Origin of the sequence: Rothia mucilaginosa, from assembly GCF_001061665.1 — a bacterium.
In the GTDB taxonomy this organism is placed as follows: domain Bacteria; phylum Actinomycetota; class Actinomycetes; order Actinomycetales; family Micrococcaceae; genus Rothia; species Rothia mucilaginosa_A.
On the sequence record NZ_JVSP01000007.1, the window covers coordinates 13,527 to 37,391 of the forward strand.

A 23,865-nucleotide genomic window follows, 5' to 3' on the forward strand; every position below is an offset into this window, starting at 1 on the left:
GTGGTTCCTGTGGCTAGGCGCTCTCAGCGGTCATGGCCTCGGCAAGCGATTGCACGCCGCGGGCCGCGTCCCAGACCGTTTCGGCGGGCACTTCGGGTTCGGTTTCCGCCAACAATTCGGTGAAGGGGCGTCCGTGCTCGCGCAGCAGGGCACCCATGCGTTCGAGCAGGTCGGTGCGGGCCCGGGTGGCCATGCGGCGCACGGCGTCCTCGCCGAAGATGGATTCGAGGAGCTTGGCGCCAACCACGCCGCTACCGCCGGCGATGCCGACCTCCACGCCGGTGAGACCTCCCGTGAGGCTGAACGCGGCGACCATCATGAGCACGGCCACGGCGTTGACGCTCAGCGAAAGGAATCGGGCGCGCTGGCGCTTGCCGGCGCCCTCCTCGCGAATCATGTCGAGCACCGAGGCCTGCCAGAGGCGGATTTCCGCGGCCACGGCGGCCGAGAACTCTTCCTCGGGCGTGGCGCCGGCGGTCGGGGCGGGGGCCGCGTCCAGCCGGTGCAGCAGGGAGCGGCCGGCACGGGTCGAACGCCAGCGGGCGCGGGTGCCTTCGGAGGCTCGGGAGGCCGCATCCACGACCACGGCGTAGATGCCGCTTTCGAGAGCGTCCTCGACCTTCTGCGCGGCGGCGGGTTGGCCCCGCAGCGCCGAGCCCACGCGGTCGCGCAGACGGCCGATGGTGCTGTCGAGGGAGCGGAAGAAGTCGCCGGTGCCCACGAAGTCGTGCCAGCGAGAGAGCACCTCGCCGCGCAGCAGCGAGCCGTCCGAGAGCGCCGCGTCGATACCGGCCAGGGCTTTTTCGTACTCTTCGGCGGCGACCTGGGCCAGGGCGCGGTGGGAGGCCTGCTGCCCCTCCTGGTCGAGGGCAAGGGTGCGCAGGTTCCGGGCGAGCGTCTCGACGGTTCCTGCAAGCGTCGTGCGGGCGATGGCGGCGCGGGCGGGCGCGTCGGCCCCGAGCTCGCGAATCCACAGGGTGAGCGGGGCCAGGCTGATGGGGTTGATAAGCCCTCGATCGTCGCGCGGCTGCTCGGTCACGGTGTGGATCAGCACGGCCTCGATTCCGGCCTCGCGGAGCATGCGGCGCAGGTCTGTCTCGATGGCTTCTTCGTCCCCTTCGGGAACGCGGTTGAGCACCACGGCGATTGCGATGGAGCGCGCGGCCGCCGCGTGGAGCAGTTCCCAGGGCACGGCGTCGGCGTAGCGGTTGGCGGTGGTGACGAAGAGCCACAGATCGGCGGCGGAAAGCAGTTCCTTGGCCAGGGTACGGTTCTCTTCGGAGACCGAGTCGATATCGGGCGCGTCGATGAGCGCGATGCCGCACGGCAGGGCCGCCGTGGGTACGGGCACGAGCGCCTGCGGAACCAGCGGGTCGGCGCCGGGCAGGCCCTCCCCCTTCTGCACGCGGGTGCGGGGCAGGGTCGGCAGAAAACGGTCGGGGGCCAGGGCGGCCTCGTCTTCGGCGCGGTAGAGCAGCACGGGGTGGCGGGTGGTGGGTCGAATCGCGCCGGATTGGGTGAGGGGTTCGCCCAACAGGGTGTTGACCAGGGTGGATTTGCCGGCGCCGGTGGATCCGCCAACCACGATGGTAAGCGGGCTGTCCATGCTGGCGCTGCGGGGCAGGATGTAGTCGTCAAGCTGCCGGGCCATGGAGGCGATTAGGGCCCGGGCGGAGGCTGTGTCTATCGTTGCGGAGGCGGCCTCGCGAGCGCCGCCGTGCCCCTCCCGAGGAAGGCCGGTTTCTTCGGGGTCGACGTCCAGTGAGAGGGGGATGCGAGTGAGGAGTTCGCGCACTGCCTGAAGCTGCGCATAATCGGTGGTAGTCACAGCGTTATTGTCCCACAGCTCACGCCGTCACACCGTTATGGAGGTCAGCGGGGGCAATTTTATAGGGGTTGTTCCGAACACATTGGTTCGTTCGCTCCCGCCCTACTGAAAGGAGAAAAATAAAGATTTGATAACTTTTTACGCTGAGAGGCATATACTCGCGTGAGGGCCCCAAAAAAGTCCCTAAAATCATCTGACACGACCCATTTACTTTTCGGGTCGGGTCGCGGTTCACTCCCGCGTTCGCCTTCCCGCGCATACGGTGCGCACCGGTTTATAACCGCCCGGTGCACACCCGGTTCCCCTACGGTTCACCGCAAGGTTCTCACCGGCCCGCCGAACCGAGGGGGCTCCACCTGCCATACTACACACTCACCGCGAAAGGTCTGCATGCCCGAATCGCTCTCTCGCCGCCGCCTTCTGGCGCTCTCCTCCGGGGCGGCGTTTAGCGTACTCGCAACTGCCTGCGGCGCATCCTCTTCCGATATTAAGGAGTCCACCGGTAAGGCGTCGGACGACTCAGCACCCGAGCCCACCGCTTCGACCAGCCCGACCTCGGCCGTCGTTTCTCGCAGTATTCGTCGCGCCGAGCCGCTGCCGGCTTCGGCGTTGGACGGTCGCGGCCCCGTGATTCTCCCCGACCGCTATTTTGAACGTGAGGGTGTCTTCTCCTCCGGAACGCTCAGCCACCGCGCCGTCAACGTTCCCCGTCCCCTCAAGCCCAAGGAGCTGGGTGAGCGTAGCGTCGAGGGTCTGCACTCGTTCCTGCAGTACTGGAGCGCCGCGCAGAACTACATGTTCCTCACCGGCAACACCGAACCCTTCATGGATCTGCCCGGCCAGGAACGGTTCAACCACATGACCAACATGTACCGCGATATTTACCGCTATAACATCGGTTGGCTCGTGTCGAAGAGCAACGCTCCCCTGTGCATCAACCTGGACAGCGCCCAGCCGGTTCCCGTTTCGACGGCAGACGTGTACTGTTGGAAGGCCACGCTCAAGGTGGATGAGTCGGCGTTCCTCTTCAATCACGAGACGCTTCAGCGCGAGCTTCTCACCAAGGTGTACGGTCACAAATCTCAGGCTGATGTCTACGTGTACTTTGGCGAGGAGGGTTGGCAGATGCTGGAGGATCCGCAGGCTTCCCCCAGCGCGATCGCCACTCCCTCGACCGGTTCGAGTGCTCAGCCAACCCCTAACGCGACCCCCTCAGCGAAGGCCACAGCGAAGGCCACCCGATATCTTCAGGGCTCCAAGTAAATCCTCCCGTTGCAGGTGACATAGGGCACGGACGTGGGGGTTTATTTGTGTGCCGGGCGCGAACTCTATAGGCTTAGGGCTATACGGGCTTCGCGCCTGTGCTTCCTTCAGCATCGACGGGGGGCATCGCGTGCGGGCCTCGCAACACACCACCGATACTTCCGTTTCACATCATGTTCGAGGGGATCATCATGATTCACAGCCGCCGCCGCTTCTTCGCCGTCACGGGCACCGCAGCCCTGGGCGCGATGCTTGCCGCCTGCGGGTCGAAGAGCACTTCGACGGCCACTGCCTCCGCCACTGCCTCCGCCACGATTGCCGGCGCGTACGATAACCTCTCCGGCGAGCTGAAGTGGACCAAGTTCGTTCCGGGCCACGGCGCCTCCGCGATCAGTAGCACCGACCCGACCACCGGCGAGGTGTACACGATTGAGCCGACCGCGGGCCCGGCTTCGGTGGATGCCAAGGCGAGCTCGGTGCCGATTCCCATCGAGGATGAGACCATGTACGACAAGAACGCTCGCGGCCTGCGCGCGACCTTCGCGTACTTCGCGGCGGCCGTGAACTATGCGCGCACCACGGGTGACACGGGTCCGGCCCTGCAGGTTGTGCATCCCGACAACGCCCCGCAGCGCGCCTCGCTCGAGAAGCTACGCGCCTTCTACGCACCGGGCACGAACTGGCTTGTGGACGGCGGCTGGACCTACCGTCTGACCGAGAAGCAGCCGGTTACGCGCGGCACGAAGTACTCGTGGGCCTGCTCGGTGACGCAGGAGCACGGTCTGGTGGTGGAAAAGGCCACCAATACGACCAAGCCTCTCGAGAACACCGAGGCGCAGGACATCACGGCCCTCTACGCCGAGTACGACGAAGAGGCGAAGCGCTGGACGGTGATTTCGGCGCAGCAATACGATCCGTCGATGACGCCTAAGCCGATGCATACCTCGCGCCCGCAGCCCTCCTCGACCTACACGCCGACGGTGACCGATGACAGCACCGCGGCGGCTCACACCGGTTCGGGTTCCAACGCCGGTTCTGGCGCCAACGCTAACGCGGGTGGTTCCGCGCGAAGCGGTGCGAATACCGGCGCGCAGAACGGCACGGCCCAGAACGGTGGTGCCCAGAACGCGCCGGCCCCCGCCGGCCAGGGTGGCGCTCAGAACGGCGCGGCTAACACCGGCGCCCAGAACGGTGGTGCACAGAACGCCCCCGCGCAGAATGTTGCGACCCCCGCGGCTCCGGCCGGCCAGCAGAGCGCTGAGGCCCCCGCCCAGCAGAATCCGGCCCAGCAAAACCCGACTCAGCAGAACCCCGCGGCTCCGACCGCCGGTGGTGCCGCGGATCATCCCGCGGGCGATGCCGCCGCTGCCAACCCCGCTGCGGCCGAGGCTCCGGCGGCCCGATAGCCCGCCGAGAGGACGAACGAGCGAGCGGTCCGCAAGTCCCGGCCACCCCACCGACGTTACACGGGTCGGAGTGTGGACGGACCCGAGCCTACGATGGGCGGCATATCACCCCCTGCGCGTCGGTGATGTGCCCGGCCGCGGGTGCGCGTGCGCGTTATACTTAGGACTGTCTCGTTCGACGACGATTCGGTACGGCCATCCGGCATCTCGCGCCGTCGGCGACGGGCTTTCCTCTCACTCCTTCACTCCTCTCGTACGAGAGTTTCACGCGAAAGGTACTCCGTGGCACTTTTCCCCCATGCCTCCGGGCAGTCCCCCCGTTCCGCGTCCGGTCTGAGCCGACGAGCCGCCCTGCGGTATGCCGGTGTTGGCGTTGCGGGCGTGTCGCTGAGTGCTCTGCTGGCCGCCTGCGGTGGTAGCTCCAACCCCTCCGCGTCGGCTGACCCCGATGAGCCGGTGGTGACTCCCTCCGCGTCGGCTCGCACCGATTTTAGCGGTGAGGTAACCTTCGATCACTTCGAGTCCAAGGGCGAATTCGTGGCGGCCACGGAGTCTGCCCCGGCGCAGAACGTGCCGGTGCCCAAGCGTCCCGAGAGCGCGGCGCAGAACTCGATGCAGGGCCTGTACGATTCAATCGGTTTTGTCTACGCGGCCATCAACTACCTGGTGCTGACCGGTGACCCCGCTCCCCTGCGCGAATCGAAGGTCGATGAGAAGTTTATTTCTTCCCTTTCGATGTTCATGGACGAGGGCAACGCAAGCACCCAGGCACGCGACTGGTACGTATCGCCGAAGGTGACTCTGAAGGCCTACACGGCCCTTCCGACCCTGGTGAAGAAGAGCGTTCAGTGGACCTTCGACTTGGTGATTGATCTGGGCCCGACCATGGTCTTGGATGGTGCCCCGGTGTCGATTTCCGAGAAGGAACGTCGCATTGAGCGCGGTCTGGTTGTCACGGGTGTGCGCCAGGAGAACGACTGGGCTCTGACTATCCAGGACGAGTACGAGGTTCAGGCCTCGGCGCCGGCAAGTGGCGGCGCGGGCTCGCAGACCGGCGGTAACGACGGTTCCGGCAACAGCAACACCGGTAGCTCCGGTGGTAGCGGTTCCGATGATAAGCTCTAAATCTTTGCCGAATGGCGCCCATGCCCTAACCTGCCCGTCGGGTTAGGGCATGACTTCTAGTCGGGGCCTGTAATTATGGATCATTCCGTCACGCCCCCATACCCCATCTACGTGAGGTGTATTTCTGATGACTTTTCCTTCCGATTCTTCCGTTTCCCCCGCGTCCGCTCGGGTTTCGCGCGGTGTCTCCCGCCGTTCCCTCATCCACGCGGGTCTGGGCCTTTCGGGGTCAGCCGCTGCCGCGCTCCTGCTGAGCGCTTGCGGTTCCTCAAATTCGGGGTCGCAGGGAAGCGGTAACCAGGGCGGTAGCCTTTCGGGCTCGAAGTCGAGCGCTAACCCGAACGGTTACACCGACGACGGTAAGAACTACTCCGGAACGGTGGAGTACACCCACTTTGAGGGTGCTCTGGACTATGAGCCGGGCACCGTTGATCACCCGCCGCGTAACGCACCTAAGCCGCAGGTGACCGACGCACTTTCTATGAATACGGTGACGGGTTTTCACGAGGCCATTGCATACTTTGCGGCGGCGATGGATTACCTGGTGAAGACCGGTAGCACTGAGGCGTTCTCGACGGGTATCACCCTGGCTTCGAAGACCCGCTCCGAGGTGGACGCCCTCTCGACGTCGATTCTGGCGGGTGTTGAGAAAGGCTCCTGGTACGTAAACCCCTCGGCTTCTTACGCTCTTTCGAGCGCGCAGCCGTCCATCATGAGTGACGGCAACCTGCTCTTCAAGGGTCAGTACACCCTTGACTTTGGTGCGGAGGCGGTGGCCGAGGGCAAGGTGCAGCCGGTGGTTGCTTCTGCGAGCGCCTCCGCATCGGCCGAGGCTACCGAGCCTTCCGAGGACGCGCTGGTTTCCGGTGAGGCTACCACGGCTTCGGCTTCTCCTTCCGCCGCGGGCCCTGCTTCTCAGGTGACGGTTCAGGAGTGCGACTTCCGCGGACGCTACCACGCCGACTCGAAGACGTGGGAGCTGAGCGTTGCGTACGGTGCCACTCTGCAGGGAGGTGCGGCTTCGGCTTCTGCCGGTACCCCTGCGGGTTCGGCCAGCGCCTCTGCGGGTTCCGCCGTGGAGAGCTCCGCGGCGGGCTCTCCTTCCGCTTCCTAGCTCGAGCCAGCCCTGGCCAGCCCTAGCCCGGATTGCGTCCCGCGTTCGCGAGCTGGTTCGCCGTTTGGCCGGGCTTTCGTTCGTTCCTCGCCGAACGAGATACTTCTCACGCGGCCGCGTCTTCGGGCCGGTCCGGACTCTGTATTGAGGCGCGTTTGCGGTTAAACTGGTTGCAATCACCGAATTTTTGAAAGGTATCACTATGTCTGAGATTCTGACCCGCCGCGCGGCGCTGGGTGTGCTGGGCGTCAGCTCCATGGCGCTACTGGCGGCCTGCGGTTCGAAGGCTTCCTCCGAGGCCTCCGCATCCCCCTCTGATTCCCCCTCCGCTACCTCCGAGACGACTGCTTCGGCTAGCGCCTCCGAGACTGCCTCTCCGAGCGCTTCCGCTTCGCCCTCGGCGAGCGCATCGGCGACCGCAACGAACTCGCCGCTACCCAACGACGATAAGGACTACCGCGGTGTAGCAAAGCTGGAGAAGATGGAAGACCACGGTGAGTACCAGCCGGGTAACGCTGAGCACCCGCCGCAGAATGTTCCCTCCCCGGTCGTGCCGGAGACCATGCACCAGAATTCGGTGGCCGGTTTTGCCTCGGCGCTGGCTTACTTTGGTGCGGCGTTTGAGTACCTGCTGCGCACCGGCGATATGCGCTACATGAACGAGGTCAGTACCGACCAGGAGACCCTGGCCGCGATGAAGAAGTACGCGGATTCCACCAAGTCCGGTATTGATGAGAAGAAGACCTGGTACGTGAACCCGACCGCTACCCTGACCATTGAAACCAAGCAGCCGGTTCTGGCTCAGGGTGCGTACAACTGGACCGTGACCCTGAACGTGGATCTGGGTGAGAAGCTGTTCAAGGACGGCAAGGAGCAGACCGTGGCGGCTGATAAGCGTCACGTGAAGATGTTCGGTGAGGCCGTGGGCCGCTACCTGAACAATAAGTGGGACCTCCACATGGACATCAACTAGTCGGTTTACCCTCGCGTTTGTCCTCGCTCTCGGACCGGTTGTTCACTCGAAGGATCGTTCCGGGGGCGCTCCGCGGATGCGCTTTTTGGGCCGTCCGCGGAGTGTATGTGAGAGGTTTGCGCCCTCCGTAACAGGAGCCGTAACGCGAGCCGCAAATATTTTTTCATCCAGTAGCAATAAAATGGCCCGCCTAGACTTGCGGTGAACGGGGTTCACCACTACTCTTATATACAGAGGTTGTCTTTTTGGGCTACATAATGTTTCAAGAAAGCACCGCGCACTCTCCGTGAGGGAGAGCCTTTAGGACAAAGGTGAGGCGCGGTGCTTTTCTTTTTGCCCACTCAAGGTACCCGCCGAGGTTCCGGTCACGGCATAGGTTGAGGCGACGCATCCGGCGGAAGCCTCGAGGTATCCGGCGTGGAGACACCGCCGGGGCACCCCGTTGATGCGCGCTCGTGCAGGCTTCCCGGTCACGAAAAGTCATGTTACGAACTGTGACCGCAGGTTTAAACCTGCCGCCGCCGAGTAGTAGAGTGTCCACGTACCCAAATTATTCACTGGGGAGGCCCAGCTATTCCGGTAGTCCCCTCCCCCATGCTCAGAAGGAGCACCTCCATGGCAAAGATTGTCAACAGCATCGTCGAGGCTATCGGCGAGACTCCCCTGGTCCGCCTGAACCGTCTGGACGAGGGCCTGCCCGGTAACGTCGCCGTCAAGCTCGAGTTCTACAACCCCGCAGGTTCCGTCAAGGACCGTATCGGCCGCGCCATCATCGACGCCGCCGAGGAGTCCGGCGCTCTGAAGCCCGGCGGCACCATCGTCGAGGGCACCTCCGGTAACACCGGTATCGCCCTGGCCATGGTCGGTGCGGCTCGTGGCTACCGCGTCATCCTGACCATGCCCGAGACCATGTCCGCTGAGCGCCGCGTCCTGCTGCGCGCATACGGTGCGCAGATCGTGCTGACCCCCGGTACCGAGGGTATGCGCGGCGCTGTGGAGAAGGCTAAGGAAATCGTTGCCAACACCGAGAACGCTATCCTGGCTTCGCAGTTCTCCAACGAGGCTAACCCCGCCATTCACTACAAGACCACCGGCCCCGAGATTTGGGAAGCTACCGACGGCAAGGTCGACATCTTCGTGGCCGGCATCGGTACCGGCGGCACCATCTCCGGTTCGGGTAAGTACCTGAAGGAGCAGAACCCCAACATTAAGGTTGTCGCTGTGGAGCCCAAGGACTCCCCGCTGCTCTCCGAGGGTCGCGTTGGCCCCCACAAGATTCAGGGCCTGGGCGCTAACTTCGTTCCCGAGACCCTGGACCGCGGCATCTACGACTCCGTGACCGCCGTCAGCGGCGATGACGCAATGCGCACTTCCCGCCAGCTGGCCACCCAGGAAGGTATCCTGGGCGGCATCTCCTCCGGCGCGGCCGTCTGGGCAGCTCTGGAAGAGGCCAAGAAGTCCGAGAACAAGGACAAGCTGATCGTGGCTATCGTTCCCGACTTCGGTGAGCGTTACATCTCCACTGCCCTCTACGAGGACATCCGCGGCTAGTAGACCCCGGTCTTCGGCCCCCGTGGGGCCGCCGTCTAGAACAGTACGCAGTGTTCGACGCTCCGTCCCGGTTGCACACCGGGGCGGAGCGTTTGCGTTCCCCCGCGATGCTCCCCCGCTTAGGGCCCGCCCGAGCCCGAATATTACGTTCCGCACGCAATTGTGACCGAGATGTTAAAGAGAGCGCTCACTATGACGACGACAGAGTTCGGGAATAGGTGAATGAGCACCGTTGTTGGTACCTTTGGAAAGGTCGCACACACAGAACACGACCGTTGAGGGAAAGGGAACCCCATGAGTTTTATTGCGCGCCTGCGTGAAGATATTGAGAACGTCCGCCAGCACGACCCCGCTGCCCGTGGCGCTGTCGAGATCGCTCTGAACTATTCGGGCATGCACGCCATCTGGGCGCACCGCCTCACGCATAAGCTCTGGCAGAAGGAAGAGACGAAGTCGCTGGCGCGTACGCTCTCGCAGTTTGCCCGTTTTCTGACCGGTGTGGAGATTCACCCGGGTGCCACGATTGGCCGCCGCTTCTTCATCGATCACGGCATGGGTATCGTGATTGGTGAGACCGCCGAGATTGGCGACGACGTGATGCTCTACCACGGCGTAACCCTGGGCGGCCGTTCCCTCGAAAAGGTGAAGCGTCACCCCACGATTGGTGACCGCGTGACCATTGGCGCCGGCGCGAAGGTGCTGGGGCCGGTGGAGATCGGCTCCGATAGCGCGATTGGTGCGAACGCCGTGGTCGTCAACGATCACCCGGCCGATTCGATTATTACCGGTATTCCCGCGAAGCACCGCCCGCGCACCCCCGAGAAGAAGAAGCCCCTGGTGGACGCTGTGGAGTATATTGACCCGGCGATGTGGATTTAGCTCCTCCCCGCTTTCTGCGCCCCGTAGCGGCGCGTTGAGAGGCTCCCTGCGGTGCTCTTCGGCGCCGTGAACAACGGCGCATAGCCGAGACATCAAGAAGACATAGCAAAGGCCCGCCCCCGCCGGATTCTCATCCAGCCGGGGCGGGCCTTTCGCGTTCAGCTACGGGAGCTTAGTGAACGTGGATATCCGCTGCGTTCACCTCGGAACGGTCACCGCTCCACATGGTGTGGAAGGCGCCCTCTTCGTCAATACGACCGTAGGTGTGCGCACCGAAGAAGTCACGCTGTCCCTGAATCAGGGCGGCGGGCAGGCGGTGGCGGCGCAGGCCGTCGTAGTAGGACAGGGCGGAGGCGAAGACCGGCACGGGGATGCCCAGTGCGGTTGCCTTAGCCACCACGCGACGCCAGGAGGGAACGAGCTCCTCCATGAGGTTCTTGAAGGCGGGGGCGAGCAGCATGTTCGCGGGGGCCTCGTCAGCGTAGGCGGCCATGATGTCGCCCAGCAGCTCGGCGCGGATGATGCAGCCGGCGCGCCACAGCGATGCGATGGTGTCCAGCTTCAGGTCCCAGCCGTACTCCTTGCCTGCGCGGGTGAGCAGGTCCATACCCTGTGCGTAGGCCACGAGCTTGGATGCGAAGAGTGCGCGGCGCACGTCCTCAACGAACTCGGGGTCGCCGGCGCCCACACCGGTGGTGGCAATCAGGCCGGCGGACAGCTCGCGCTGAGCCTGCTCGCGCTGCTCACGATCGACGGAGGACAGGGCGCGGGCAAAAACGGACTCTGCGATGGCGGAGACGGGGGAACCGAGGTCCAGGCCGGCCTTAGCGGTCCACAGGCCGGTACCCTTCTGGCCGGCGGCGTCAACGATTACGTCGACCAGAGGCTTGCCGGTCTTGGCATCCACCTGTGCGAGCACCTCGGAGGTGATTTCGATCAGGTAGGAGTTCAGCTCGGTCTTGTTCCAGGCCTTGAAAATCTCTGCCTGCTCGGCGGGTTCAATGCCGGCCACGGAACGTAGCAGGTCGTAGGCCTCGCCAATCACCTGCATGTCGGCGTACTCGATGCCGTTGTGGACCATCTTCACGAAGTGGCCGGAGCCGTCGGTGGAGATCCATGCGCAGCAGGGTGCGCCGTCCTGGGGAGCCTTAGCGGCAATCTTCTCGAGCATGGGGCCGATGTGCTTGTAGGACTCGGCGGAGCCGCCGGGCATCATGGAAGGGCCCCAGAGGGCGCCTTCCTCACCGCCGGACACGCCGACGCCCACGAAGTGCAGGCCCTTCTCGGCCAGTGCGCGCTCGCGGCGGATAGTGTCGGGGAAGTGGGAGTTGCCGCCGTCGATGATGATGTCACCCTCGTCCAGCAGGGGGGTGAGCTGCTCGATCACGGAGTCGACGGGTGCGCCCGCCTTCACCATGATTAGGATGCGGCGGGGAGATTCGAGGGAGTCGACGAGTTCCTGCAGGGACTCGGTGCGGATGAAGTCACCCTCTGCACCGTGCTCGGCGAGCAGGGCGTCGGTCTTCTCAGCGGAACGGTTGTGCAGTGCCACGGTGTAGCCGTTGCGTGCCAGGTTGCGGGCGAGGTTTGCACCCATGACAGCAAGGCCGGTAACACCAATCTGTGCCTTCTTGTTTTCAGTCATGTATATAAGGATACGCGCTGAGGGCAGGCTATATACAGGTGGAGTGTACTTTTAAGCCCTGATGAGCTGTTCTTCTCACTCTTGGAGTTCTCACTCTTGGAGAAATGCGCCGGGGCACGCATCGGGATACGCGCGGGGGAATACGCTGGGCGGGTAAATCGCTGAGGGTAAACAAAACCCCGGTACCGTGCGGTACCGGGGTTAGCGGTGGGTCCTACCGGGATCGAACCGATGACATCCACGGTGTAAACGTGGCGCTCTACCAGCTGAGCTAAAGACCCGTAGTTCTTACTGAGCGAATGTCAGCCGAACACAAGGTAATACTATACAGACCGACTTCTGGGTACGCAAACCATCTAAGCGTGTTATACATCTCACTGTTTTTGACAGGCTCGCGAACCAGGATTCATTGCGTCCTACCCAACCCCACACAACCCCACGGAACACAACACCTTCACCCCAACCAAAATCCCGGTAAAAAGCGGTACTTCGCGGCAATTCCATGTCACCCGTTTTCCCTTGATATATAGGTTCACTTAGACCCTAACACCCCCTCTTTTGAGCCCCGTTTTCCTCAATGATGCCCAGAGTGCGAAAACAACATCACAAAAACATCATTTTGATGCCATGAAGGCCATTTTTAGGTCTAAGATAGTAGAGAAAGAAGCGCAGCAGGCCTAACGGTCTGCCGCGCTTAAACATAGAGATGATTCAAACGACGCAGAATCGCGTCATGAACCATCTGAACAACCGCACAGAAGAGAGGTTGGATTAGTTTGGCTAACGTACCGAACGAGCACTCCCTGAGCACCCTTCTCGATGGCCTGAAGGACATCGACGTCGAAGAGACCCAGGAGTGGGCTGAATCCCTCGAAGACCTGATCAAGACCCACGGCACCGAGCGCGCAGAGTACATCCTCCGCGCACTGCTCAAGGAAGCTGGCGAGAAGGGTGTTAAGGTCCCGACTCTAGTCAAGACCGACTACATCAACACCATTCCCGTTGATCAGCAGCCCGAGTACCCCGGCGATGAGGAACTCGAGCGCCAGTACCGCGCATGGATCCGTTGGAACGCAGCAATCATGGTGCAGCGTGCCCAGAAGAAGGGCATCGGCGTGGGCGGTCACATCTCCACCTTCGCGGGTGTCGCTGACCTCTACGAAATGGGCCAGAACCACTTCTTCCGCGGCCGTAACCACCCCGGTGGCGGCGACCAGGTCTTCTTCCAGGGTCACTCCTCCCCCGGTGTCTACTCCCGCGCATTCGTTGAGGGCGTCCTGACCGAAGAGCAGATGGACGGCTTCCGCCAGGAGAAGACCAAGGGCGCAAACGGTATTCCTTCGTACCCGCACCCCCGTTGCATGCCCGAGTTCTGGCAGTTCCCGACCGTTTCCATGGGTCTGGGCCCCCTGAACGCTATCCACCAGGCATCCTTCAACAAGTACCTGCACAACCACAAGATCAAGGACACCTCCGAGCAGCACGTCTGGGCATTCCTGGGCGATGGCGAGATGGACGAGCCCGAGTCGCGTGGTGCACTGCAGCTGGCTGCAAACGAGCACCTGGACAACCTGACCTTCGTCATCAACTGCAACCTGCAGCGTCTGGACGGCCCCGTTCGTGGTAACGGCAAGATCGTTCAGGAGCTCGAGGCATTCTTCCGCGGCGCAGGCTGGCACGTCATCAAGGTCCTGTGGGGCTCCGACTACGACGAGCTGCTCAAGAAGGACAAGAGCGGCAAGCTCATCCAGCTGATGAACGAGACCCTCGACGGTGACTACCAGACCTTCCGTGGCGAAGACGGTGGCTACATCCGCGAGCACTTCTTCGGCAAGTACCCCGAGACCAAGGAACTGGTTGCAGACCTGACCGACGAGCAGATCTTCAACCTGCGCCTGGGTGGCCACGACGACAAGAAGCTCTACGCAGCCTACAAGGAAGCTATGGAGACCAAGGGCAAGCCCACCGTCATCCTGGCACAGTCCATTAAGGGTGCAGAGCTTGGCCCCTACTTCGAGGCACGTAACTCCACCCACCAGATCAAGAAGTTCACCATGGAAGCACTGAAGGGCTTCCGTGACCACCTGAACATCCCCATCTCCGACGAGGAGCTGGAGAAGGATCTGTACAACCCGCCGTACTACCTGCCCGAGGCAAACCACCCGGCACTGCAGTACATGCAGGCACGCCGTAAGGAACTCGGCGGCTACATCCCCGGTCGTCCGAACGTCCAGCCCGAGATTACCCTGCCCGATTCCAAGGTCTACGCACAGACCAAGAAGGGCTCCGGCAAGCAGACTGCTGCTACCACCATGGCATTCGTCCGCCTGATGAAGGACCTCATGCGCGTGAAGGGCTTCGGTCACCGTATCGCCCCCATCACCCCCGATGAGGCTCGTACCTTCGGTATGGACTCCTTCTTCCCCTCGGCTAAGCTGTACAACCCCAACGGCCAGAACTACGTGCCCGTTGACCACCAGCTCATGCTCACCTACACCGAGTCCCCCGAGGGCCAGATCGTTCACGTGGGTATTAACGAGGCAGGCGCAACCGCTGCATTCATCGCTCTGGGTTCGTCCTACGACACCCACGGCGAGCCGATGATCCCGATCTACATCTTCTACTCGATGTTCGGCTTCCAGCGCACCGGCGACGGCTTCTGGGCTGCCGCCGACCAGATGTGCCGCGGCTTCGTCATCGGTGCAACCGCAGGTCGTACCACCCTGTCCGGTGAGGGTCTGCAGCACAACGACGGCCACTCCCCGATTCTGGCCTCCACCAACCCGGCGTTCAAGATCTACGACCCGGCTTACGGCTACGAGATTGCTCACATCGTGGAGCGCGGTATCGAGCAGATGTACGGTACCAAGGACGAAGACCACAACGTCATGTACTACCTGACCGTGTACAACGAGCCGATTCACCAGCCTGCTGAGCCGGCAAACGTTGACGTTGAGGGCATCATCAAGGGTATCCACAAGATCAGCGAGTCCCCGCTGACCTCCGGCCCCAAGGCACAGCTGCTGGCATCCGGCGTTGCTGTTCCGTGGGCTGAGAAGGCTCAGAAGCTGCTGGCTGAGGACTGGGGCGTCTCCGCAGACCTCTGGTCTGTCACCTCGTGGACCGAGCTGCGCCGCGACGGCGTTGCTGCTGAGGAAGAGGCTCTGCTGAACCCGAACCAGCCCGCTCGCGTTCCTTACGTGACCCAGAAGCTGGCAGGCGCTGCTGGCCCGATCATCGCGACCACCGACTACACCTCGGATGTTCCCGACCAGATTCGCCAGTTCGTGCCGAACGACTTCGCAACCCTGGGTGCCGACGGCTTCGGCTTCGCAGATACCCGCCCGGGTGCACGTCGCTTCTTCCACATCGATGCAGAGTCGGTTGTTGTCCGCACCCTGCAGATGCTGGCAAAGCGCGGCGAGGTTGCAGCAGACGTTCCCGCGAAGGCATTCGCTAAGTACGACCTGCTGAACGTGAACGCTAACTCCGAGCTGGAGCAGCACTAAGCATTTGACTGTAGAACCCCGGTTCTGCGTTAGAAGCTAAACGAAAGCCCCCGGTTGATGATTCATCAACCGGGGGCTTTCGTTTTTAACTCGTGCTTTAACTGAACTAGCCCGGAGGTAACAGCCGTTGCCTCCGGGCTAATTCAATGACTTGTGGGCGTTGGCGAGTTTAGCCGGTGAAGTGGCCGGTCACCTCCGCCAGACGCGCCGGATTCACCAAATCAGGGTGCGTGCCCTCCAGCAGCACCGCACGGAACGACGACGCATGCGCCGACCAACCCGCCGCGTCCAGGTACGGCTGATCCTCGTGCGGCACACCCACCAGCAACACGTCCCCTTCAAAGAACGCCTGCTCAGCACCACGCATCAGTGCCGCCGAAGCACGCATACTACCCAGGCACACGCCCAACTTCTCCTCCGGTAGGTAACCCATCGCCGAACCCGCCCGCTGCAAACGCTCCAGCGTACCCGGCAGGTCAAGCTGCTCATCGGCGGCAGGCTCCGGCAAACCGCCCATACGCAGCAGCGCACGGAAGCTCTCCTGCTCATCCGGCGCAGGCACGCCCTGCCACTGCTCCGAAGGATACGCATCCAACAGGATGACACGCTCAACATGCGCACCCGCAGCCTGCGCCAAAGCCGCCACCTGCACCGCGGCAGTACCGCCCACAGACCAGCCCATCAACGCAAAACGACGCGGCAACGAACGCTCCGCCAGGGTCTTCTCAACCTGAGCCAGGTAGCCCTCAGCCAGCTCCTGCAGGCTCGACGCAAACCCGGCATGCGGGTCAGAGAACGCCTCAGCCTGCACAGCATACACACCCTGCTGAGCCGGAAGATGCGAAAGGTACCCCGCATAACACCAGCCCAAACCACCCGCAGGCGGCAGAATAAACAGCGGCGCGGGAGCCTCGGTAGTATCGGGGACAACGGGCTGCTCACGCTGAGTCACAACGTGTTCGCGCTGAGTCACAACGTGCTCACGCAGCGGCAGAACCGGCGCGAACTCGGCACCCTCGCCACGCTCGCCCGCAATAGACGCCGCCAAAGCCTGCACGGTCGGATGCGCAAACAGCGCACCGATGCTCACGCTCAGACCCAGCTGCTCCTCAACCGCGGCAATCACCTCAAGAGCCGCCAGCGAATGACCACCCGAGGCGAAGAAATCCTCATCCACGCCAAAACGCTCACGACCCAGCACACCCGCAATAATCGAGCACAGCTGCTGCTCCAGCAGACCGTGCGGACCCTCGGCATCAGAAGTCTGCGGGGTCAGGTCCAGGGACGCCAACAACTTGCGATCCGCCTTACCGGAGGGGCTCACCGGCAACGCAGGCAGGGTATGCCACAGGGTCGGAACCATGTAGTCCGGCAGAACCTGCGCACAATGCTCGCGCGCCGCCTCCACCAGCTGCTCGGCACGCTCGGCGGGAACCTCGCCCACCTCCAGCACCGCCGCCAGGGCAGGCTCACGCAGACCGCGGTACAGCAGAGCCACCGAAGCACTCACACCCTCAACCGCGGCAAGAGCCATCTCAATATCGCCCAGCTCCAGGCGCTGACCGCGCACCTTAATCTGATAGTCCGTGCGGCCGCGGTAACCAATGACGGCACGGCCATCGGGAAGAATCTCCCAGCACGCCAAATCGCCCGTACGGTACAGGCGCTGACTCTCACCCTTCAGCAGTGCGAGCGCACCGGCGGGAGCCTGCTCCACGAAAGCCGCCGCGGTCGCCTGCGGGTTGTTCTTGTAGCCGCGCGCCAGCTGCACGCCCGACAGGTGCAGTTCACCCGTCACACCTACCGGCACGGGGTGGCCGGTCGGGTCAAGAATCAGGGTGCCGGTGTTCCAGACGGGCTCGCCAATGGGCACGCTCTCGCGCTGCGGGTCTGTGGAGGTCTCCCAGAAGGTCACGTCCACCGCCGCCTCGGTCGGGCCGTACAGGTTCAGCGGGTATGCGCCCAGGACCTCGCCCGCGGCCTGCACCTGGTCCTTCTGCAGCGCCTCACCCGAGCAGACCACATAGCGCAGGGGCTGCTCTCGATCCTGACCGAAGCCAGCATCAGCCAGGATGCGGCGCGCCGCCGGCGAAGAGGTCAGCGCCGACAGCATGGTCGGCACAAAGTGCACCGCCGTGACGGACTGCTCGGCAATCACGCGCGCCAGGTAGGCGGGGTCGCGGTGACCATCCGGGGCGGCAATGACCACGGCGGCACCCTCGGCGAGAGGCCAGTACAGCTCCCACACGTGCACGTCGAAGGAGATGGGAGTCTTGTGCAGAACGCGGTCGCCCTCCCCCACCGGAATCTGGTGCTGCTGCCAGCGCAGGCGGTTATCAATCGCGCGGTGGCTGATGGCTACGCCCTTGGGCCTGCCCGTGGATCCGGAGGTGAAGAGCACGTAAGCGTCCTCGTCCAGGCCGGTTTTCGTGCCCGGAAGCTCCTCTGCGGCGGGTGCCTGTACAGGTTCCTCGATGGTCAGCTGCGGTAGGGTGTGCTGCGGCAGGTTCGCGTGACGCTGCGGTTCCTGCGGGTTCAGCTCTTCCGCGCTCAGCGGCTGCAGACCGGGGCCGTGCAGCAGCAGGGAACATTCGGCGTCCTCCATCATCACGCCCACACGCTCGGCTGGCAGATCCGGAAGCACCGGCACGTAGGTGGCGCCCGCGTACAGCAGGGCGTACAGCGCCACGTACTGCTCGGCGCCGCGGTGCACACGCAGACCCACCGCATCGGAAGGGCGAACGCCCCAGTCCAGCAGCTGCGCGGCAAGCGCGCGGGCGCGCTCGTCCAGTTCGGCGTAGGTGAGGGCGCGGTCAAAAGCGTAGGCGCGCTCCGACTCGGGGGTGAGCACCTCACCGGGCGCGGGGGCAGAATCCAGCACGGCGAGCGCCTGCGGATGCGCCGCCACCGCGTCACGGAAGCGACCCAGCAGGGTCTTGTACTCCATCGGGTGCTCGGTCAGCGCCGGGGCGGTCAGCTCGCGCAGGGTCGCAAGCTCCGCCTCGGTCGCCAAGCCGAGGTTGTTCAGGGAGGCGCCCTCGCGCTGCGCCTCCGCCGCGTAGGCGGGTAGCCACTCGCTCAGGCGGGCGGCGTGACGTTCCAGCTCCTCAGCGGTGTAGAGCGCCGGGTTCATGTCAATCTCGCAGGAGATGCTGTTGCCGCGGCCGGGCATGCCGCGCAGGGTGAAGGTCGCGTCAGCAACGGGACCGGCAGAGATATTGTGAATACGTGCCATCGGTACCGGCTGTACGGTTCCAGACTCGTCCTTAGAGGGCGCCGCCAGCGGCAGCACCGCGTCAAAGGGCACCACGTTAATCTGCGCACCAAACAGCCTGGACTGGGCATTACGCGCGGTACGCTCGAGGTCTTCCTGACGAGCCAGCGGATGCTCCGCGTTGCGGGCGTACTGCTCCTTCACCGAGTGCAGGGACTCCGCGATGGGGCCGGTCGCCGCAACCTGCACCGGCAGAACGTTCACCGCGGTACAGCCGGTCTGCGCGCTCGCCGTGCCCAGGGCGCGGGTCGCCTCCGGCAGGGTGCGGGCGAACATGCGGTTCATCTGCGGCACACCGAACGAAGCCTGCGGGTAGCCACCCACACGCGCCAGGTACGAGCCGACGGCGGCGGTCGCCAGCACGGGCCAAGAGACGGCGTGCTGCTTTGCCGCATCCAGCAGAGCCCGCTGGGTGGGCGTATCAATGCTGAACGCCAGGCGCACCGCACGCGCCGACGGGGAGGCGGTACGGCCTGCCAGCGAGGTGTCTTCCTGTTCCAGAGCGCCGCTCGCCTCCCAGAAGGCGACGTCTTCGTCACGGGCGGAGGAGGCGGCATCGTCGGCGTCGAGTAGCTGCTGCAGGCTCATGCGGCGGGTTGCCGGAACCGACTGACCGGCGGAGAGGGCACGGTATATCGCGGCGACGCGGGAGAGGCCGTTGAACGCGGCGAATCCGTCGGCAACCACGTGGGAGAAGGAGTGGTAGGCCCAGAGGAACCCGCCGTAACGCACCACTGCGCTGCGCACGGTCACGCCCTCATCGGTGGCGAGGGGCTGGGCGAGCAGGCGCTGTGCCCAGGCGCGCACCGGCGCGGGCAAATCAGAGTCAGGCAGGGCTGATTCGGGCAGCTCAGAGGCGTTCTTCTCCCCCGCCTCCGCGGTGCCGCTCAGCTCGCCATCATCCAGTTCGCCACCATCCACGAGCAGGTCAATACCCGCGAGGAACGCCTCCTCGGGCAGAATCTGCTGGGAGGCGGCACCATCGGCAATGCGGGTGCGCACGCGGAAGCCCTCGTTCTCGCGGTAGAGCTGTTCAAAAGCCTCACGCAGCAGAGCGAGGTCGGTGTCCGCGGGGCATTGCAGAACCTCTGCCGTGTTGTAGCAGGGGTTCGTCGGGTCAATCGCGGCGGCAAAGTAGATGCCGCGTGCGTTGGCGGTCAGCGGCAGCCAGGAGGTTTCGGCCTGCGCGTTCGGTACGGCCTGCGCGGTGTACGAGGTGGAAGCGGTAGTATCAGCTACGCCCATGGTGGCCTCTCAGGTCTGAATCAAGGTCTGGATTAGGGATGATGTGCGTGTGGGGGCTACTCCCCCGCGATTCTCAGCTGAAATCAGCCGAAACGGTGAAAGTAGAACACCGAAAGAACACCCCGGGCACCCGCCTGCAATACCGGCAGGCAGGCACCCGGGGTGCGGTAAGGCTTAGCCCAGGCGGGAGGCGAGGAACTCCACGGTCGGGTTCTCCACCAGCTCGGTGAACTCGATGACGGCGCCCTCGGCAGCCAGGTCATCGAGCAGGGCGAAGGAACCCATCGAATCCAGGCCCAGCGAGAACAGCTCGGTGGTCGGGTCGTCGAACGCTGCCTGCAGGGAATCGGGCTCAACAATGTACTTCGCCAGGATGGGGCGCAGGGTCTCGGTTGCGGACATTTTTCTCCTCTTTGGGGTCGGTCGGGATCGGTCAAAATCCCTCAAAGAAACGGGGCGTAGCCGGCTTAGCCGAAAAGTGCCTAGCCGAAAATTTCGGCCAGTTTGGCGCGCAGCTCGCGGCGAGAAATCTTACCCACGTTCGTGGTGGGCAGCTCCTGCAGAACCTGCACGCGCTCGGGAATCTTGAAGTCGGCGAGCTTCTTCGAGGTGAAGAACTCGTGCATCGTGCGGCGCGGGTTTTCGCCCAGGTCGGCGCCTTCCTTCGGCACAATGACCAGGCCCACGCGCTCGCCCACAGTCTCATCCGGGATACCCAGAACCACGGCGTCAAAAACGTCGGGGTGGGTCAGCGCCAGCTCTTCAATTTCGTCCACGGCAATCTTCTCGCCGTTGCGGTTAATCTGGTCCTTCGCGCGGCCGGTCACCTCAAGGTACTTGCCGGCGACCAAGCGCACAATGTCGCCGGTGCGGTAGAAGCCGTCCTCGGTGAAGCCGTAGCGGTTCGCGTTCTCCTCCAGGTAGTAGCCGCGAATCGTGTACGGGCCGCGGGTGAGCAGGTGGCCGCTCTCGCCGCGCTTGACCGGCTGGTCCTGATCGTCAACGATCAGGATTTCGTCGTCGGGGCTAATCGGGTAACCCTGGGTTCGCAGGCGTAGCTCAATCATGTCGGTCGAGCGGGTGTAGTTCACCAGGCCCTCAGCCATGCCGAACACCTGCTGAACGGTGCAGCCGAGCACCGACTCAATCTTGCCCGCAACCGCCGGTGCCAGCTTCGAGCCGCCCACCTGCAGGGTCTGCAGGGACGGCAGGGACACGCCGCGCTTCTCCGCGGAGGCGACCCACGCCTGAGCCAGCGGCGGCACCAGCGCGGAGGTGGTCACACCCTCCATCTCAATGAGGTGGAACGCGGTCTGCGGGGACGGATCCGCCGCGAACACGAGCTTGCCGGAGGCGCACATGACGCCCAGAATACCGGGCGAGCTCATCGTGAAGTTGTGCGCGGCGGGCAGCACCACGAGCATGGTCGTGTTGTTGTTCAGCTTGCAGATATCGACCGAGCCGCGCACCGAGTACAGGTAGGCGGCGTGGGTGCGGGGAATCAGCTTCGAAATGCCGGTCGTACCGCCGGAGAGCTGCAGGAACGCCACCTGCTCGCTCGCGAGGGTCTTCTCGGTGTTCTGGATGACGCCGGGCACGAACTCTTCGGCGAGCTCCTCTTCGGTCAGCGGGGTCAGCGGCTCCGCAACATCAATAGCAACCGGCGGCTCCAGGGAGTTCTTGCGCAGCTCGGCGGCAACGTCCTCGTGCAGTGCAATGAAATCCGCGCCGGGGGTCAGCGAAGAGAACACGTGCGCCGCCGCATCGGTGCGGGTCGCGAAGTGCACGAGCTCGGTGGTGCGGTGCTGCGGCAGGCAGAATACCGGCAGCGCAGCTGCCCAGAAAATACCCAGCAGGTACACCAGGTACTCGGCGGTGTTACCCAGCTGCAGCAGCACACGGTCACCGGGCTGCACGCCAGCCTGAACGAGGCGCGCCGCAGCGGCACGACCTGCCGCCTCCAGCTCACCGTAGGAGAGGCGAATCTGCTGGGGCTTACCGTTCTCATCGAGCTGCGCGTGCGAAAGCGCCACCAGCGCCGGGAAGTGCGGCTTAGCGCGGCAAGCATCGAGCAGGAACTCGGGGATGGTCTGGTCAATCCAGTAGCCGGCTTCGCGGTACTTCGCGGCAAAAGACTCGGGGATGAGCGGTGTGGGGGCCAGGGGGCTACGTTCTACGGTCATCTTCTCTCGATTTCTGTGTTTCGGTCTTTAGGGTGTTCTCTACGATGAGCACGATGCGGGACGGGGCTGTCTTTACGAGGGTGCAGCCCTACGCGGCTTGTCGCAGGTCTTCCTCGCGGGCCTGCTCGCTGCGTTCAATATTCCGCTGATGAGCATCAATGATACGTTCCAGGGCCGGCACAATGGCACCGCGCCAGCACGCATAATCGTGACCACCGTTGAAGGTCGTGCAACGCGCATTTTCCAGGCCCAGCTTTTCCAGGCGCGCCTTCAACTCACGGTGAGGCGGTACCAGAATCCACTCCTGCTCCCCCACCTCAATCTCAAGGTACAGGTGGCGCAGACGGTCAATCTCACCCGCCGCCTCCAGCTTGTCCAGGCGGTCCATGACCTGCGGCTGCCACAGTGACGAGGACTGCGCAATCGCGCCGCCAAACGCCTCCGGGCGGCTCAGAACCGCTAGCAGGGAGGACAGACCACCCAGCGACTGGCCGTTAATCACAATGTTCTGCGGGTCGGTCTTAATGCCGTGCACCGCCTCCAGGTGCGGGAACGCAATATCCACCAGGTAGTCGGCAATCGGGTTGTCGCCGTTCAGTTCCTTCCAGCGGTTCTCACGGCCGCCAGAGTGCAGGAAGAACACGTGCATCGCCGGAATACGGCCCGCCTCGTGGGCGCGGTTGAGGGTGCGCTCCATGCCCTGGCTGAACCACATCTCACCATCAAATTGGATGAACAGCGGCGCGTCCGGGGCGGGGTCGCCCACGCGGCCGAGTACGTACTGGTGGCCGTCAGAGGTCTGCATCCACTCGGGGGCGGGCAGCGCGTCAATCTCTTCCTGAGTCAGGATGAACTCCTGCACCGGCGCGTGCTCAAGCTGCACCACACCCATGCATCGACCGACGCGGTTGCACACGGTCTCGGGGTTCAGCGGGTCGCCCTCGCCGGAATCCAGGGCGGCGCGCAGGCGCACCTGGTCGTCGTCGCCCAGCCAGGCGGGACGCTCGCCGGGCAGCGCGGGCAGGAAGTTGTAGGAGGCGCGCCATGTGGTTTCCATCTGCATGCTCAGCTGCCACCAGCCGGTTCCCTCGATGCGGCTCATGAGGGAACGGTCAAGGTTCTTCTCATCGGTGAGGCGGTTGATGAACATGAGCACCTGCTCCGCCTGCTCATTGTGGTACAGGAAGGTAACAATGCGCTCGTTCTCGTTGACGGTGCCGTCTTCGCGGTGCACCGGCTCAATAATCGGGGTGCCCTCGGAGACAACCTCAACGATGCGGGCGTTCAGCTCCTCACAGCTGACCGCCTCGGCAATCAGGGAGGTAATGAGGGGGCTATCCACGCGCGGCGCAGGTACGGGGCGCGGGGTCTTGGGAGGGGTCGGACGAACCTGCTGTGCGGAGGCCTTCTCGGCGGCCTGCGGGGTGGCGGTCAGCGTGGTGTCCGCCGGGGCGGTGTCAGTCTGCGTGGTGGTTGCGCTCTCCATGGTGCTTTCGGATTCGGGGTCGTGCGGTCCCTGTCCATGCCTCCTCATCGGTGATACTGCGCGTGAGCAACGTAGCGTGATGTAGTACTCCTTTAGCGGTGAGGAGGAACGTCAATATTGGTTAGCCTCCCCTACCTCACTCTATGGTATCCCTAACCCAAACCTGAGCGAAATAGCGAACAAAAATATGACGTCATCTGAAAGAGAAAAACGCCCCGAAAGAGCCGCGGGGGCAATCGCATAGGGCACAGAAACAAATAAGGCACCGAGACCGTGCATCAAACGCAACAATGTACGCCTCATGCGGCAGTCTCGGTGCCTTACTCAGGGGATTCCCATGAGAGATGGAACCTACCCAGTGCTCGGGTCCGTTCATGCGTCAAA

14 protein-coding genes and 1 tRNA gene are annotated in these 23,865 nt (G+C 63.7%); 8 read left to right on the forward strand and 7 right to left on the reverse strand.

From position 1 onward, the window contains the following. Window positions 1–13: 13 nt before the first annotated feature. Window positions 14–1,828 (reverse strand): GTPase, encoded by a 1,815-nt coding sequence (locus ADJ95_RS04890; protein WP_049333160.1) that lies wholly within the window; start codon window positions 1,826–1,828, stop codon window positions 14–16. 390 nt (window positions 1,829–2,218) lie between these two features. Here ADJ95_RS04890 and ADJ95_RS04895 point away from each other — a divergent pair, with 390 nt between their 5' ends. The 7 genes from ADJ95_RS04895 to epsC all read left to right on the forward strand — a co-directional run bounded on the left by ADJ95_RS04895 (window position 2,219) and on the right by epsC (window position 10,139). Continuing rightward, window positions 2,219–3,091: a DUF6318 family protein gene (locus ADJ95_RS04895; protein ID WP_049333162.1), complete on the forward strand. Its 873-nt coding sequence runs from the start codon at window positions 2,219–2,221 to the stop codon at window positions 3,089–3,091. Window positions 3,092–3,282: 191 nt separating this feature from the next. Further along, on the forward strand, window positions 3,283–4,497 hold the full coding sequence (locus ADJ95_RS04900) for a DUF6318 family protein (RefSeq protein WP_239662792.1): 1,215 nt from the start codon (window positions 3,283–3,285) through the stop codon (window positions 4,495–4,497). Between the two features lie 282 nt (window positions 4,498–4,779). After that, window positions 4,780–5,622 carry a DUF6318 family protein gene (locus ADJ95_RS04905; protein WP_049333164.1) on the forward strand — a complete coding sequence of 281 codons (843 nt, stop codon included), beginning with the start codon at window positions 4,780–4,782 and terminating at the stop codon, window positions 5,620–5,622. A gap of 127 nt (window positions 5,623–5,749) precedes the next feature. After that, window positions 5,750–6,736 (forward strand): DUF6318 family protein, encoded by a 987-nt coding sequence (locus ADJ95_RS04910; RefSeq protein WP_049333166.1) that lies wholly within the window; start codon window positions 5,750–5,752, stop codon window positions 6,734–6,736. Window positions 6,737–6,938: 202 nt separating this feature from the next. After that, window positions 6,939–7,709, forward strand: coding sequence for a DUF6318 family protein (locus ADJ95_RS04915; RefSeq protein ID WP_049333169.1), 771 nt, complete (start codon window positions 6,939–6,941; stop codon window positions 7,707–7,709). 615 nt (window positions 7,710–8,324) lie between these two features. Further along, window positions 8,325–9,260 carry a cysteine synthase A gene (cysK, locus tag ADJ95_RS04920; RefSeq protein ID WP_049333172.1) on the forward strand — a complete coding sequence of 312 codons (936 nt, stop codon included), beginning with the start codon at window positions 8,325–8,327 and terminating at the stop codon, window positions 9,258–9,260. A 294-nt stretch (window positions 9,261–9,554) separates the two neighbouring features. Then, entirely contained in the window at window positions 9,555–10,139 is a 585-nt protein-coding gene (epsC, locus tag ADJ95_RS04925; protein WP_049333174.1) for a serine O-acetyltransferase EpsC, read from the forward strand. 172 nt (window positions 10,140–10,311) lie between these two features. On the opposite strand, the gene gndA is transcribed toward epsC, so the two are convergent. Together gndA and ADJ95_RS04935 are read right to left on the reverse strand one after the other, a co-directional pair. Then, window positions 10,312–11,784, reverse strand: a complete 1,473-nt coding sequence (gene gndA / locus ADJ95_RS04930) for an NADP-dependent phosphogluconate dehydrogenase (protein ID WP_049333176.1) — start codon at window positions 11,782–11,784, stop codon at window positions 10,312–10,314. Window positions 11,785–11,992: 208 nt separating this feature from the next. Next, window positions 11,993–12,065: transfer RNA gene (locus ADJ95_RS04935), tRNA-Val, on the reverse strand. 495 nt (window positions 12,066–12,560) lie between these two features. Here ADJ95_RS04935 and aceE point away from each other — a divergent pair. Beyond that, the gene (gene aceE / locus ADJ95_RS04940) at window positions 12,561–15,293 is read left to right on the forward strand and encodes a pyruvate dehydrogenase (acetyl-transferring), homodimeric type (protein ID WP_049333178.1); all 2,733 of its coding nucleotides are present in this window, start codon (window positions 12,561–12,563) and stop codon (window positions 15,291–15,293) included. A gap of 169 nt (window positions 15,294–15,462) precedes the next feature. On the opposite strand, the gene ADJ95_RS04945 is transcribed toward aceE, so the two are convergent. The 4 genes from ADJ95_RS04945 to ADJ95_RS04960 all read right to left on the reverse strand — a co-directional run bounded on the left by ADJ95_RS04945 (window position 15,463) and on the right by ADJ95_RS04960 (window position 23,529). Next, on the reverse strand, window positions 15,463–19,812 hold the full coding sequence (locus ADJ95_RS04945) for a non-ribosomal peptide synthetase (RefSeq protein ID WP_049333180.1): 4,350 nt from the start codon (window positions 19,810–19,812) through the stop codon (window positions 15,463–15,465). 174 nt (window positions 19,813–19,986) lie between these two features. Further along, window positions 19,987–20,214, reverse strand: coding sequence for a phosphopantetheine-binding protein (locus ADJ95_RS04950; protein WP_049333182.1), 228 nt, complete (start codon window positions 20,212–20,214; stop codon window positions 19,987–19,989). A gap of 80 nt (window positions 20,215–20,294) precedes the next feature. Beyond that, window positions 20,295–21,995 carry a (2,3-dihydroxybenzoyl)adenylate synthase gene (locus tag ADJ95_RS04955; RefSeq protein ID WP_049333184.1) on the reverse strand — a complete coding sequence of 567 codons (1,701 nt, stop codon included), beginning with the start codon at window positions 21,993–21,995 and terminating at the stop codon, window positions 20,295–20,297. A gap of 88 nt (window positions 21,996–22,083) precedes the next feature. After that, window positions 22,084–23,529 carry an enterochelin esterase domain-containing protein gene (locus ADJ95_RS04960; RefSeq protein WP_152691705.1) on the reverse strand — a complete coding sequence of 482 codons (1,446 nt, stop codon included), beginning with the start codon at window positions 23,527–23,529 and terminating at the stop codon, window positions 22,084–22,086. Between the last annotated feature and the right edge of the window lie 336 nt (window positions 23,530–23,865).